The organism is Bacillus sp. UNC438CL73TsuS30 (assembly GCF_000482325.1).
Lineage (GTDB): Bacteria > Bacillota > Bacilli > Bacillales > Cytobacillaceae > Neobacillus.
The window spans coordinates 1,073,529-1,088,728 of sequence record NZ_KI535295.1 but is presented as its reverse complement, the minus strand read 5'-3'; the positions used below and the strand labels follow the sequence as shown (position 1 = coordinate 1,088,728).

General features: G+C 37.9%; 12 protein-coding genes. 5 read left to right on the top strand and 7 right to left on the bottom strand.

Going from position 1 to position 15,200, the window contains the following annotated elements:
- Window positions 1-264: 264 nt before the first annotated feature.
- From M028_RS0119170 to M028_RS0119160, 3 genes are all read left to right on the top strand, one after another.
- On the top strand, window positions 265-1,617 hold the full coding sequence (locus tag M028_RS0119170) for an APC family permease (protein ID WP_026575319.1): 1,353 nt from the start codon (window positions 265-267) through the stop codon (window positions 1,615-1,617).
- A gap of 373 nt (window positions 1,618-1,990) precedes the next feature.
- The gene (locus tag M028_RS0119165) at window positions 1,991-3,328 is read left to right on the top strand and encodes an APC family permease (RefSeq protein WP_026575318.1); all 1,338 of its coding nucleotides are present in this window, start codon (window positions 1,991-1,993) and stop codon (window positions 3,326-3,328) included.
- 221 nt (window positions 3,329-3,549) lie between these two features.
- Complete coding sequence (locus M028_RS0119160; protein WP_051591097.1) at window positions 3,550-4,023, top strand: C40 family peptidase; 474 nt, start codon at window positions 3,550-3,552, stop codon at window positions 4,021-4,023.
- Between the two features lie 178 nt (window positions 4,024-4,201).
- On the opposite strand, the gene M028_RS0119155 is transcribed toward M028_RS0119160, so the two are convergent.
- The 4 genes from M028_RS0119155 to M028_RS0119140 all read right to left on the bottom strand — a co-directional run bounded on the left by M028_RS0119155 (window position 4,202) and on the right by M028_RS0119140 (window position 8,687).
- Window positions 4,202-5,908, bottom strand: coding sequence for a DL-endopeptidase inhibitor IseA family protein (locus tag M028_RS0119155; protein ID WP_026575316.1), 1,707 nt, complete (start codon window positions 5,906-5,908; stop codon window positions 4,202-4,204).
- Window positions 5,909-5,925: 17 nt separating this feature from the next.
- Window positions 5,926-7,302 (bottom strand): HAMP domain-containing sensor histidine kinase, encoded by a 1,377-nt coding sequence (locus M028_RS0119150; protein WP_026575315.1) that lies wholly within the window; start codon window positions 7,300-7,302, stop codon window positions 5,926-5,928.
- The gene (locus tag M028_RS0119145; RefSeq protein ID WP_026575314.1) at window positions 7,299-8,006 is read right to left on the bottom strand and encodes a response regulator transcription factor; all 708 of its coding nucleotides are present in this window, start codon (window positions 8,004-8,006) and stop codon (window positions 7,299-7,301) included. The genes M028_RS0119150 and M028_RS0119145 overlap by 4 nt, the downstream gene beginning before the upstream one ends.
- Window positions 8,007-8,159: 153 nt before the next feature.
- Window positions 8,160-8,687 carry an RNA polymerase sigma factor SigX gene (locus tag M028_RS0119140; RefSeq protein ID WP_026575313.1) on the bottom strand — a complete coding sequence of 176 codons (528 nt, stop codon included), beginning with the start codon at window positions 8,685-8,687 and terminating at the stop codon, window positions 8,160-8,162.
- Between the two features lie 330 nt (window positions 8,688-9,017).
- On the opposite strand from M028_RS0119140, the gene M028_RS0119135 reads away from it, so the two are divergent.
- The gene (locus M028_RS0119135) at window positions 9,018-10,688 is read left to right on the top strand and encodes a PAS domain-containing sensor histidine kinase (RefSeq protein WP_026575312.1); all 1,671 of its coding nucleotides are present in this window, start codon (window positions 9,018-9,020) and stop codon (window positions 10,686-10,688) included.
- Between the two features lie 43 nt (window positions 10,689-10,731).
- On the opposite strand, the gene M028_RS0119130 is transcribed toward M028_RS0119135, so the two are convergent.
- Genes M028_RS0119130 through M028_RS0119120 form a run of 3 tightly spaced genes read right to left on the bottom strand, consistent with a single transcriptional unit; the run spans window position 10,732 to window position 14,675 of the window.
- The gene (locus tag M028_RS0119130) at window positions 10,732-11,841 is read right to left on the bottom strand and encodes a GerAB/ArcD/ProY family transporter (protein ID WP_026575311.1); all 1,110 of its coding nucleotides are present in this window, start codon (window positions 11,839-11,841) and stop codon (window positions 10,732-10,734) included.
- Between the two features lie 27 nt (window positions 11,842-11,868).
- Window positions 11,869-13,074, bottom strand: coding sequence for a Ger(x)C family spore germination protein (locus tag M028_RS0119125; RefSeq protein ID WP_026575310.1), 1,206 nt, complete (start codon window positions 13,072-13,074; stop codon window positions 11,869-11,871).
- Complete coding sequence (locus M028_RS0119120) at window positions 13,074-14,675, bottom strand: spore germination protein (RefSeq protein ID WP_026575309.1); 1,602 nt, start codon at window positions 14,673-14,675, stop codon at window positions 13,074-13,076. The genes M028_RS0119125 and M028_RS0119120 overlap by 1 nt, the downstream gene beginning before the upstream one ends.
- 141 nt (window positions 14,676-14,816) lie before the next feature.
- Here M028_RS0119120 and M028_RS30410 point away from each other — a divergent pair, with 141 nt between their 5' ends.
- Window positions 14,817-15,050 (top strand): hypothetical protein, encoded by a 234-nt coding sequence (locus tag M028_RS30410; RefSeq protein ID WP_035424201.1) that lies wholly within the window; start codon window positions 14,817-14,819, stop codon window positions 15,048-15,050.
- The last annotated feature ends 150 nt before the right edge of the window (window positions 15,051-15,200 follow it).

Here is a 15,200-nt window from a genome sequence, read left to right as displayed (position 1 = left end):
ATTCATAATTAATTTATTTATTAATCTCCAACAAAACATGTATAAATAAACTTTTTTTACACTTAAGGACTTTTTATTAAAATTGGTACAAAAATTGCAACTATTTAAAACAGTTAATTATTATTCCGACAAAGATTGGGGGTATGATTGAAATATTGCTTTCATAGATACTTTAAATTTTAAAGCATCTTATTGTTTAGGATGAAATGAAATCGTTTACATTTTTTTAAAAAGTAAAGTGTTTTATAAGGAGAGTTGATAGTATTGGAGAATGTAAGCCTTAAACGATCACTTGGACTCTGGGCAATTGTTGGCCTCGGGTTAGGGTATATGACACCTACGATTGTATTTGATACTTTTGGAATTGTGTCGGAAGAGACCAATGGAGTTGTACCTCTTGCCTATCTAACAGCACTGGTAGTTATGCTCTTTACAGCGATTAGTTACGGAAAGATGGTAAAGGTTTTTCCGAGTGCAGGTTCAGCCTATACGTATACAAAAGAGACCATGAGTCCCCACCTTGGATTTTTAGTCGGCTGGGCAGCATTGCTGGATTATATCCTTCTTCCAATGGTTAATGCACTTATCATACGTATTTATATGGTTTCCGTATTTCCGAACGTTCCTGCGTGGATTTGGGTTGTTGTGTATGTTGCTATCGTTACGGCTATTAATGTATGGAGTATGGGGAAAACTTCAAGCTTGAATTCCATACTAGTTGTGTTTGAAGTTGTATTAATTGGGGCCTTTATTGTCCTCGCGTTTATTAAGCTTTCACAAGGTATGGGTCAAGGAACTATTTTCACAGCAGAACCACTTTTCCATTCCAATATCCACCTTGGACATATTTTAACAGGTGCAACCGTTGTTTGTTTTTCCTTTATTGGTTTTGATGCCGTCACCATGTATGCGGAAGAAGCCAAAGATCAAAAAACACTGCCGCGGGCGATTATGCTGACCGTTTTTATTGGCGGAGCGATCTTTTTCGTCTGTGGATATTTTGCACAAGCGTTATTCCCAGACGTATCGAACTTCAAAGTAACAGATGATACCCTTCCTGAAATTGGCTTATATGTCGGGGGGACATTATTTAAACTTATTTTCCTTGCAGGTGCTTTTGCCGCAACCGTTGCATCGGGACTTGCTTCACATGCAAGTGTGTCCCGTCTTCTATATGTTATGGGACGAAATGGTGTCTTACCTAAGAAGACTTTTGGCTACGTACACCCGAAATTCAGGACTCCTGCCTTTAATGTCATCCTTGTTGGTGTTGTTTCATTGCTTGCGATTGCTCCGAGTCTGGAGTTGATTTCTTCATTTATAAATTTTGGGGCGTTAATTGCCTTTACCTTTGTCAACTTATCTGTTATCGCCCATTTTGTATTCCGCCAAAAGAGATATAAAACAGGAAAAGATATTTTCGCCTACATTGTCATGCCGCTTTTAGGAGCTGGATTAACGGGAATTTTATGGTATAACCTGCAGGCTGATGCCCTAATCGGAGGAATTGTCTGGGTAGTCATAGGGTTTATTTATCTTTTATTCCAAACAAAATTCTTTAAAGTTAAAATTACTGATTTTGATTTCGATGAAGCAGAACGTACCACAACTCTATAAATAGTTAGAGAGGGACAGGTTTGTTGTCCCTCTTTTTTTTATGTCAGGATTATGCAAGAATGCGTAAATTATGCAAAAAATCATAAAGAATAACAGGTATACCTAATCTGGCTAGATGGAGAAAAGTCGAATTTTGGAGAAAGTTCCTGGCCTTTTCACTCCAAATTTGCATGATTTTATGGTTGGCACGAAAATTGCAAATATTTTAAACAGTTACATTTTATATTAATATAGAAGGAGGATTAATAGATTGGTTAATTAACGAAGGCTTTTAAACTTTAAAAGCTTTTGAAGGATAATTTTAAAATGAAACGGCTTTCATTTTGAAATAATTTCACATAGGCTAGATGTGCATAAAGGGGAGTTGTTTAAATTGGAGAATGTTACACTAAAGCGTTCACTTGGATTATGGGCAATCGTTGGGCTTGGCTTAGGTTATATGACCCCTACGATTGCATTTGATACCTTTGGCATTGTTTCTAAAGGAACAAATGGGGTTGTTCCGCTTGCCTACCTTACAGCTTTATTGGTGATGCTGTTCACCGCTATTAGTTATGGGAAAATGGTACAGGTATTTCCTAGTGCGGGTTCGGCCTATACCTATACAAAGGAGACAATGAATCCATACTTAGGATTTCTTGTCGGCTGGGCTGCACTGCTAGACTATATCCTCCTTCCAATGGTGAATGCTCTAATTATTCGAATTTACATGGTATCCATCTTCCCAAGTGTCCCAGCATGGGTATGGGTGCTCATTTGGGTGGCGATTTGTACAGGATTAAATGTTTGGAGTATAGGAAAGACCTCAAATTTGAATTCCATTTTGGTTGCTTTTTCACTAATTTTAATTGTGGTTTTTATCGTTCTGGCTTTTGTAAAGTTTTCTCAAGGAATGGGGCAAGGAACCATTTTAACAACAGAACCGCTTTTCCATGCGAATATCCATCTTGGTGCCGTTTTGACGGGGGCTACGGTCGTTTGTTTCTCCTTTATTGGATTTGACGCCGTTACCATGTATGCGGAGGAAGCAGTTGACAAAAAAATCATGCCAAAAGCGATTATGCTAACGGTTTTCATCGGTGGAGCCATCTTTTTCGTTACCGGATATTTCGCTCAAGCCTTATTCCCGGATGTTTCGAATTTCAAAAATACTGATGATACCTTACCTGAAATTGCATTATATGTTGGCGGCACTCTTTTTAAACTATTCCTTCTTGCAGGTGCCTTTGCGGCAACGGCAGCCTCCGGACTTGCTTCCCACGCGAGTGTTTCAAGACTTTTATATGTGATGGGGCGTAATGGGGCCCTGCCGAGAAAACTATTTGGTTATGTGCATCCTAAATTCCGGACGCCTGCGTTTAACGTCGTTTTCGTTGGGGTAGTTTCCATGCTCGCCATCTCTCCAAGCTTGGAGTTAGTTTCTTCGGTCATTAATTTTGGAGCGTTGATTGCGTTTACATTTGTTAACTTTTCGGTCATAGCCCATTTTGTCTTTAAGCAAAAGAGATATAAAACGGCAAAGGATCTTTTCACTTATTTAATCATGCCGATAATCGGTGCAGGCTTAACGGGGATTTTATGGGCAAACCTTCATGCAGATGCACTTATTGGAGGAGTCATTTGGACACTGATTGGGGTCCTTTATTTACTCTATCAAACCAAAATTCGTAAAAACGATATTGCCGTTTTAGACTTTGAAGAAGCAGGATGATGTGGCCAGGGAGATATAACTTGTCACACCCGAATTGGTCCTTGAATACGTATAAAAATAAAAAGCCGCATGGATAAACCAATTTATCCATGCGGCTTTTTATTATTTACTATAAATCTTTTACCTTTTTGTAAACATTTTTAACTGTTTCGATACCAATGGTTTTCTAAAATTGATTATGATTACCTTGTGGAAAAAAATAATCGAAAGTAGGGATTTTCATGGTAAATGCTTCATTGAAGAAAGGTTCATTTTTGACAGCTTTAGTAACGGCGTTGCTCCTCATGTTCTCTTCCTTCTTTAATCCGATTGCTGAGGCAGCCCAGACGAAAGGACAAAAAGTTGTATCTTATGCCCAAAAATATGAAGGAAGTCCTTTCAAATATGGCGGCACCACTCCAAAAGGATTTGATGCTTCAGGTTACACTCAGTTTGTTTATAAAAATGCTATAAATACTAAGATTCCAAGAACAAGTGCCGATCAATATAAAGTTGGTAAGAGCGTTAAATTGAGCCAATTACAGCCTGGTGACCTCGTATTCTATAAAACAAACGGAAAAACGGTTTCCTTTGTCGCTATTTATATCGGTAATCAAAAATTCCTTGGTGCTACCTCTAATGGGGTAAAGGTTGAGTCGATGAAGCTATCTTATTGGAAAGATAAATATGTTGGCGCTAAGAGAATCATCAAATAACCCGCTTTTGATTTAGAGGATGAAAAAGTTGCAAAAAAAGTGGAAGGATTTTTTCTACTACGTCGTATTAGTATTTCTATGCATTCTCGGTGTAAATTCCCTCTTTTATTTCATCGTTCGTTTATTCATTCGTGATTTTTAAAAAGGCTTGGGTTTCCCCAGCCTTTTTAAACTTCATTTAAAATGTCCCAGGATCAGAGAAAATTCTCCATCCGCTTTCTGTTTTTTGGAATCCGATATGGACCACTTCATAGGAGTAACTATCTCCTAGTGGAACCTTTATATCAAACTCTTTTTCTTCCCCATTATCTTTTTTCTGCACTACTTTTGCTAAATCATAATTTAACATCGATCCCCCGTCGGCATTTAGCTGGACAAGCTTCCTATCGTGCTCTAAAATTTTTGCCTTTTTCAAAAAGGTATCGATTGCATCCAATGTATATGAAGTAGATAAATAATTAAACAACTTTGCTTTCGTGTCTAAATCAGACCCTAGATAACGGTACTCTGAACCACTTAGATAGATGGGTTCGATTATTCCATCTTTCATTTTTCCGCCGCTCATCACATACTGATATTTCACCGATGCATCCTTTGCGATCTGAATGACATTTTCATTTTCAAGGCTGTAATATTCCTGGTATTCGGGTCCGATTTTTACACTTGAAATGATTTGTTCCCTGTTGGAAATGGCTGTTTGAACGAGCTTATTCCCAGCATCGCTCATTTCTTTTCCTCTTCTTATAAAATAAAGATGGTTTTTCGTTTCTCCAATTTTCACTAATTCAGAATCCTTGATCCCTCCTGACATATCCTTTGTAAAAATCTCGAAGGTAAATAAACATTTTTGCAGCCTTTGATCAGGAGAAAATAGGACTGAAACGATATCGCTGTTATTATCGCCATGTCCGCCTTTCGTTGTAATGTACGGGGCAAGATTATTTGGAACACGAAAGGAAAGATTCGGATCATGATATTCAAACAAAACCGAAGAGTCTTTATTTTTTTCCAGCCTTTCAACAATTTGATCCTTTAATTTCAAAAAAGAGCTGAAAGATGGAACAACAGTATGAAGCATCATTCCTTTTTCCAGTGCCGTTAAAGCGAGCTCCGGGTGATTTGCCTTTAAATGGGCATCGGCTAAATAATACCAATAATAAGCGGCATCCGGAACCTCTGCTGTTCGATGTTCATAATAATCTATTACCTTATGAAAATAGCTGGGTTCATGTTCTTTATCCACTTCAAAGCCATTCCCATCCCATTTTAATAGCTGCACCTTATAAACATCCGCAAGATCACGCTGCCAAATGACAAGTCTTGTCAATGAATCATTTTTAAACTGAAGGGCTTCCAATTCGTGATAGTTTAACTTCTGTATCTTCTTAAGTTTTTTCTTATTCCAGGAATAGATTTCTAATATATTACCCGAAGAAACTCCATCCTGCCAACCAATTAATAGGTCCTTTTGTTGATCCTCCGTTACATCGGCAGAATTGGCCCAGTTTACCGCATAGCCGGTTCCCTTTTTAATAAAAACTTTTGCCCAATCCTTATTTTCTTTTTTTAATACAAAAAAACCAACCTGATCTTTGCTGCTGGTTGAACTATAAAAAACAACAATTTCGTTTTTCCCATCCCCATCTAAATCAACGGGCTGCACCGGGTCAGCCCCAACTGGACCATTCGGCACTGAAAAAGTAGTTCCCTTTGGCAGATACTTTGCTGCGGTTGCCACTACATTAGCATCATGCTCCGTTTCAAATGCTTTCACGTACCTCGGAACCTGTATAAGACTTTCAGGTTCGGGAAAAAGATTGCAACCACTAAGCATCATCATACCGATTGCCGGAACAACCCATTTTCTCATTTGGCTTCCGAACATAACCTTCTCCTCTTAATCTATTTAATTGGCAGACGAATCTCTGCTGTAGTTCCGTTCCCATTCTTACTTGTCAAAGAAAATTTCCCGTGATGCGCTTGGATAATCTCATCGACAATTGCCAATCCGATGCCGCTTCCAGCACCTTTGGACTTCCCTTTATAAAATTTATTTTTCACCAACTGTAATTCTTCTTCAGTAATTCCACTACCTGAATCGATGACTTGTATTACCGCTTCCTTTCCTATGCTCGTTAGGACGACCACAATTTTCCCGCCATAAGGGGTGAACTTAAAAGCATTATCCATAAGATTCATCAATACCTGCTTTAAACGATTATGATCTACAAGAACAGGCACAAGACTTTCATCTAAATGTCCTGAAAGCTGAATCCCTTGTCTCTCAGCCCTTGGAGCTAATTGTTGAATCACCTGTTGGATGAAAGTTGGCAATGCGACTTTTTCAATCACCAATGGCAGCTTACCTGAAGATAAACTCGAGAAATCAAGTAGGTCACCAAGTAAATGGTTGAGCCGGTCACTTTCAGTTGAAATAATTTCAAGACCGTTGCGGAAGAAATCGTCTTCTGTCATGGAATTAAGCGTAACTGCCCAGCCCTTGATGGAGGTCAAAGGCGTTCGAAGTTCATGTGAAACAGAAGCGATAAATTCATTTTTTAATTGCTCATGCTTCTCAATCTGCATCGCCATATAGTTTAATGTGTCTGCAAGCTTGCCAATTTCATCTTCATTCTCCTTTTTGACTCTGGTAGATAACTTCCCGGAAGCCATTTGTTCCGCAGCCTTCGTAATTACACTAATCGGCTTCGTAATAGTGTTTGCAAGGAAAAAGCTGATGATGGCTGCCGTAAGGATAACAATCCCTCCAAAAGATAAAAGGATCAGCATATTTTTGGTAAAAACGTGATTTAACCGATCCATTGAGGTAGTAAAGCGAATCGCCCCAATAACCGTACTTCCCCGCTTTAACGGCTGTGTTACAAATAAAATTCGTTCTCCGACTGCTTTCGTATCTAGATAACCGGTAACACCGGTAAAGGCCATTTTTACATCCTCATAATCGGAAATGTTTTTTTGCTTATTTTCATGGGTATCAGCAATTACATTTCCATCGGGGTCAATTAGTTGAACTTCAGCCGATACCAGGAATCGATATTGATTCAATAATCTTCCCGGGTCGTTAAGCAACTGGTTATCAATTAATTCCTGCTCATAATAGGATGAAAACAATATGCCTTGGTCGCGTAATGTTTGCTTGATTCCATCAAGATAATACACTCTTAAGGCGAAAAGAATGATCGCTTCAAATAGGGCAACACTGAATATGATCAGGATTAAATAACTCCAAACCACTCTCCGTTTAATTCCCTTTTTCATCCATTTATCTCACTATTTTGAAAGGAATAACCAAAACCCCAGATGGTTTTTAAAAACAAAGGCTGAGACGGGTCATCTTCAATTTTCTCTCTTAATCTGCGAATATGTACATCTACTGTTTTTGGGTCGCCAAAATAATTCTGCCCCCAAATTTCATCTAATAGCTGATTTCTTGAGAGCGGCTCGTTAAACCGCTCAAAAAATAATTTAATTAATTGAAATTCCCTTGCGGTTAATTTGACCAATTGGCCATTTTTGTACAAGCGCTGTGTTTTCATTTCAAAATGAAAAGGTCCAGCTTTGATGACTGGTTCAGGCTGTTTAGGTACTGTTTGATTTGTTCTTCTTAAAACTGAACGAATTCTTGCCACTAGTTCCAGTGGATTAAATGGCTTAACAATATAATCATCTGCGCCGAGCTCCAAGCCCATAATCTTTTCCATGTCTTGCCCGCGGGCAGAAACAATAACTATTGGAAGCCTGGGGCGAGTTTCCCTGATTTTGCTGCAGATTTCAAATCCGTCCATATCAGGCAGCATAATATCTAAAAGGACTAAAGAAGGAGTTCGATTATTTACAAGTGCTAACGCCTCTTTTCCTTCCCCGGCTTCCATTACCTCAAAATTTGAGCGCTGTAAATTAAATACAATTAGTTTCCGAATCGGGATTTCATCTTCCACCACTAAAATTGTTCCCTCTGACATCGTATAAACCTCACAATTTAAATTTTCTCTCTCCTATAATTTTACATATGAGGTAAAACTAAGCAACGTTTATTTCATTTTATTATAAAAAAATAACCTACGCGGCAGCGAAGGTTCTTATCTTGTAAGGTTCAATTGTAGAATTTTATTCTGTTATCCGGCTTTTTCTCTATTACTTATCTCCTCCATTAAAATTTTTAATTGTTTAATCGCTCTATGCTGGGTTGTTTTCACTTTACTTTCCTTCCAACCTAATACTTTAGCGGTTTCATAAATTGAAAGCTCCTGAAGGAAGCGTAGAATGATTACACTCTTTTGGTCTAAGGTGCACTGTTCAAGACATTTGAACATATTTTGTGTATCCAATTTTTGGAACGCAGACTCTTCCGGAGAAATCGATTCATCCTTGACTTGCTGTTCCCAAGAATCAAATTGATCGATGATCCGCTGTTTCCAGCCTTTATTTTTTCGAAAAGAATCAATGGCCACATTTCTAGCAATTGCAAAAAGCCATGTTTTTTCACTGCAATCACCCTTAAATTGCTGGTAGGCCTTTAATACACGTATATAGACTTCTTGAACAAGATCTTCTGCTTGTTCGCGATTATGAACCATATAATACAAAAAATTAAAAACATCCTGATGATATTTTTTATATAAATGATTAAAGACTTCTTCCAATTCATGCTCACACTCCTAACACCATTCAACCTGAGGCAAAGGAAAAATCTTCCGTCCAAAAAGTCTTAAATTCATATCCCCTATAAATCATACTTTTTTTTCCAGAAAAAAGGGTTACAATCCGGTAAAATCTTTTATTCGACTATGTTACCAATTTGTAACCTTTACGATAGCCTTATTTTCTCGAGAATACCGGAAAAATTATGGAATTCATCTAGATTTCCAGATTTGCATTATTCCCAATTCATTCAGAATCTAGTACTATAGAAGGAAGGTATGTTTTTATGAACAAGCGAGGAAATTCACTTACTGAAGGAACTGGAGAATTACATGCAGAAACAAAAACTTGTAATTTTATACTTTGTCTTAAGTTTTATTTGGATATATGGAACAAATTATTTAGTTGAACATTATCTCCCCACCCATTTAATTTGGATTTTTGAACGGTTAAAAGAAATTTTTTATGTGATTGTTACTGGTGGAGCAATTTATTTCTTTATCGGTAAAAAAGAAGAATTGAATGCGTCCAAAGAGGATGAAAAACGGCTATCCACCTTGATCAATTCGATGGTTGATTTTGTCAACTTTAAGGATGGGGAAGGAAGATGGATTGAAGCAAATGATTTTGGACTAAAATTATTCCAGCTTGAAAATATTGATTATCGAGGGAAAAAGGACTCCGAATTAGCAGCATACTCAGATTACTATGCAGATGCACTGAGGTATTGCGAGGTATCGGATGAAGAAACGTGGAAAAATGGAATCGTGACAAGGTGCGAAGAAGTGGTTCCAATCCCCGATGGCTCTAGCAAAACATTTGACACAATCAAAGTCCCTCTGTTTAATCCGGATGGATCAAGACAGGGCCTCGTGATTATTGGCCGAGATATTACTGAAAAAAAAGATATGGCCAAAAAGCTGGCAGAAAGCCAGCAGCAATACAAATCATTGTTTGAATACAGCCCGGATATTGTTTATATGATGGACCTAAATGGAATCCTTTCTAATTTGAATCCACAATTTGAAATTATTACGGGTTATAAAAGGGAAGAAATGATTGGTAAAAATGTAAAAAGCATATTACCTAAACGCTTTCGCCATCATCTTAAGGAATTTATCTCGACCGTCGTAGATGATAGTACGCCAATCATTTATGAATTAAACATCCTCCATGCGGACGGGCATTCGATTACCTTACAAACTACCTCCCTTCCCATTGTTATTAATGGTGAAATAACAGGGGTTATTGGGTATGGAAGAGATGTAACGGGATTAAGGCAAACAGAGGAACGGTTAAGAAGGACAGAAAAACTTTCTGTCGTCGGGGAACTATCTGCAAGTGTTGCCCATGAAATTCGCAATCCGCTTACGTCTTTGAAAGGATTTGTTCAGCTTTTACAGGTTGAGGACCAAAGGCATCAATTTTATTACCAAATCATGCTAGATGAACTTGATCGAATCAACCATATTGTGGGTGAGCTGCTGCTTTTAGCAAAACCGCAGGTCCTTAAATATACAACTGCGGATATCCAAAAAATCATGTTTGATGTCATTTCATTATTAAATACAGAAGCAAGTCTATATAACGTGCAAATAGAATCAACTTTTCCTGCTAAGGAAACCCTCATGGAATGCGAACCAAACCAGCTTAAGCAATTGTTTATTAATGTCATTAAAAATGCGATTGAAGCTTCCCAAAACGGCGGTACGATTCTGGTAAGTATTGAAAGAATCGAACAAGAGCAGATTACGATTAAAGTGAAAGATAACGGCTGTGGTATTACGAAAGAAAGATTAGCGAAAATTGGTGAGCCGTTTTACTCCTCCAAAGAAAAAGGAACTGGTTTAGGATTGACGGTCAGCTTCAAGATTGTGCAATCACATAAAGGAACCATTACATTTGAAAGTCAAAAAAATGAAGGAACATTAGTCACCATCGTTCTGCCGCATAATCCCATAAAGGCTAAAACAACAAGGCATGCAAAAATTGTAAAACCATAATTCCGATTAAAAAATAGTCATTTGATTACGAATGGCTGTTTTTTCAATTTGTCGTCGTATTAGATTTTTCCTTCCTATTTCGAAAAAAGGCAATCACTAGCATAGTACCTGGAATGATAATTTGAAAGGGATAATGTAAATAGACCGTGACAACTACTAACCCCTCTTTAATATGTTCTGCATATGTGGAGGCCATAGTAATCGATGCGAACAAAACAACCAATCCAATTGGAAAGGTAAGCTTCTTCTGTTTAATTTGAAATATATCAGCTGCACCTGCGACGGCAGCGTAAAAAAAGAGTGATACTTTAAAAAAACCGCCAATGATGAGGTAGAGCATAAAAAGAACATCCAGCCGTTCAATAAAACTTGCCAATTGGATTCTTGAAACAGTAGTTAACAAAGGAAAGTTTGACCGAAGATACAGTTCCGGACCTATAGTCGAAATCGTAATAATTACGGTAATAATAATATTGATTCCACTTAAAATCATTCCGCCGACACAAACAAATTTTATTTTTTTGGGTTCATTAACAAATGGTAAAATCATCGTGAAAACAATCATCTCTCCAAACGGAAAGGTAAGTGTTTCACCAAGAAACGATTTAAACACTAGTTTCCAACCATTTTCAAGAATGGGCTTTAGGTATTCAAAGTGAATTAAACCAGAAAAGATAATGAGCAGAAATCCTGCTATAGCCATTAAATAAATAATACCAAAATATAGCTGCCCCACTCTTGCGATGACTTCTAACCCTTTATGTATTCCATAAATGATGGTCAACACCATCAAAGTATTAATGACAAACAGTGGTGTAGTGGTATAAACCGTGTTTGTCAACAATTCGCCAAAATCTCGTAAGACCCTCGCTGAAAAATAGATAAAATACATAACATAAAATAAGGCAATGATTCGCCCCGGCCATTTCCCGACAATTTTTTGTACATAGCTAGTCAAGGGCAAATCTTGATAATAAAGAAAGAGACGATAGTAAATGAAGAAGACCATTAAACCGCCCGCTAATCCCATTAAAATGGCAATCCATGCGTCTTGTTTTGCCTTTCCACCAAGACCAAAGAGAATTGAACTCCCCATTTCAAAAAGAAAGACCAGGACGAAAAGCTGGGATGCGTTTATTTTTATCTTTTCCATCTACAACCTCGCCCCTTTTGCTTAGGGTTATTTAGTAAAATCGACCCAGAATGGATTCACCCGAATTCCTTCCCGTCTAACGTAAGAAACCACCTGAACATTTACATCAAGCTCCGCAAACTGATTATTCCAGTCAGCTTTAATCTTTTTCCAATAAAGCGGGTACGTTCGATGAATCGTTTCTCCGAATCCAAACACATCACTTTTTTTCCTTTGGACAGCCTTAATCGCTGCTAGAACTTCCTTTTGAATTTCATTTTGAACGAGTTGATCAATTTTTTTAATTACTTCCGGATTTGAGAGGTCAATGGCCGTATTTGCTTCACTAATCCAGCCTTCGTTCTCAATAAAAACATTTATAAGAGGTTTTCCATTGTTTATGCTTGAAGTGACCTTTGTTTTCGAACGAACGGGTGCAACTGATAATGCATCCTTTTTTCCATTCCAACTCACATTAATATCTGTGCTTTGAACCTTGTTTAAAACCCATACCACACCACGGGCATTTTTTTGATCAACCCATCCCGTCAATTTTCCACTTTTGAAAAGGGCTAATCCAGCCGCAGCTGGAATGCCGTCAGCTTTTGTTTTTTGTAAAATATCCGATTTCCCGACATTTTCTGTATCGCCAACTAGTCTAATTCCATTTGCCAATGGCTGTTTTCCCTTTGAAACCAGTGCTGCAAGAAAATCATCGATCGGGACATGCATATTTTCTCCCAACAGTTTTTCTGTTGTATTAATTTCTTTTGTGATCTTATTCACCGGTAGTTTATCAAGAAGGGAAAGCGTTGAAATCATATCTTCTGCCTTTACGTTTCTAGCAACTACCAGCTCTGTTGTTGTCCGAAACTCAGGATCACGGTCGAGGGCATCCAAAATATCCATTAAATCCGTTTTCGCTACCTCTTCACTAACAACAACCAGATTGGTGTGAGCGTAATACAGCCGGCGTGATATTTGCTTTGTTAAATTTCTGGCCGCTTCTGTTATTGTATTACCGGAGCTTTGATATACGACAATCGGTAATCCTTGCCCACCGCCACTCTGTCCTGATGACACATTTCCAGGATTTACAATTTGTACCGATAATTCAAATTTCTGATTTTCTCCCCTATCTATACCTAATGCCATGACAAATGCTAGATCTGTTAGCTCTTTTTGATTCCAGCATGCGCTTACAATGGGAAGAAAAAGAATGATAAGTAAAAAAATCTTCAGAAATTTTTTCATTACTGATCACCTTTTGTACCAGATTGATTGTTTTCATTTTGCGGACCTGGCTTTTGATTTTCTCCCGTTCTAACGATATTTCCTTTACTGATAAACATTGGCCTATTTTTCAATGCCCAAATTGGAAATCGCACAAATACATCCTGCAGGTTTTTAATGTTAAATGGAGCTAAAGGCATCATATAGGGGATCCCAAATGACCTTAGTGAACATAAATGGATGGTCATAAACATAAGACCTAACATCAATCCATAAAAACCTAAAATGGTCGCCAAAATCATCAGAACGAAGCGGATTAATCTTGCGGCAATAGCCATTGCGAAGCTCGGTGTCGAAAAATTTGCGATGGCTGTAATCGAAACCACGATTACCATGACCGGGGATACAAAACCTGCCTGAACGGCCGCCTGACCAATAACTAACGCACCAACGATGGAAACAGCCTGACCCACTGCACGTGGGAGTCTTAATCCTGCCTCCCTTAATATTTCAAAGGTTACCTCCATAATGAGGGCCTCAACAAAGGCAGGAAATGGGACATTTTCCCGCTGAGCTGCAATGGCAATTGCCATTGTGGTAGGAATCATTTCCTGATGGAAGGTGGTTGCTGCAATATAAAGTGCCGGCCCCATAATCGCAATAAAAAAGGCTATAATCCTTAAGAAACGGATCGCTGAAGAAAGATCAAAGCGTGAATAATAATCATCCGGCGCCTGAAAAAATTGAATAAAAACGGCCGGAACTGTCACGACAAACGGAGTTCCATCGACTAAAAGGGCAATTCTTCCTTCAAGTAAATGGGAAGTTACTACATCTGGTCTTTCAACATGAAAAGTAGTTGGAAAGGAAGTCCATGCCTGATCCTCAATTAATTGCTCAATATAGCCTGAACCAATAATCGAATCAATATCGATCCGATTTAAACGTTCTTTGACTTCAGTAACAATTTTTTCATTTGCAATTCCTTTTATATACATAATACCGATATCGGTTTGGCTGACTTTACCTATTTTAATCGTTTCCAACCATAGATTCGGGCTTTTAATCCTTCTTCGGATTAGTGCAGTGTTCGTCCTTAATGTTTCTGTAAAAGAATCCTTCGGTCCACGGATGGATAGCTCAGTTGTCGGTTCAGAAATCGCCCTTTTTTCCCAGCCTTTTGTCTCAACACTAATCGCCTGATTGTATCCATCTAAAAAAATAATCGTGTTGCCCGCTAATAGAAATTCATAGACCTTATCCCAGTTTTCGATAGCCAGAACACTGCCTAAACCTGTTGCATAGTCTAACATCCATTCAAAAGAATTGATTTCAACCTTTTCCAATTCTTCCGTTAATGCTTGTAGGAAAAAATCGTTTATCAATTTATTATCAGCTAACCCATCCACATAAACGACAAATCCCTTTACTTTGGAAAACCTGATTTCTCGGAAAACGATATCAGTACTGTCGCCAAATTCCCCCTTAATTCTGGTGATATTTTCCTGATAGTCGTGATTTATCGGTAAATTTTCCGGCTTACCCGGGTCTTGTTTTTGCCTGTAATTATCGTTTTGCCGTTTTTTTTGTTTCTTTTTTAGTATATTGGTTAATATGGACACAATTTCCGCCTCACTTAGAACCACCATTATTCGCTAATATGGGTAGATTGTCCAAAAATCACCAAATTATCCATTTCTGTCTCTGTATAAACGTTAAATCGGAACAAACAATATCAGTATTAAGGTCAGTAGGTGATGTAGATGAAACTGCTTTTTGTCAGTATGCTGCTTGCTGTTTTCTCATTTTCTCTGATCATCGGGCTAGACCTAATGATGGGAAGAAACCCCAATGATGTTCTAAAGAATGCTTTAAATCCCTTTCGTGTCATGATGCCGGCAGAATATCTTATTTTAATTTTTTTCATTCTTTTTTTTCTAATTGACGTCTTCCGTGATTATCTTAGTAAGAAAAATGGAGATAATTCCTCTTCTTAAATAAAAAAGGAGGGCTCAATTAGAGCTCTCCGATTTCGTTCTTATTTTTTTCCATAATCCACGGACGGATTTTATTCTACACTTCCATTTTTCTTTCCTTTTTAGATTTGGTCCGAATAAATATCGTTTCCATCCCCAATTTACTGATTC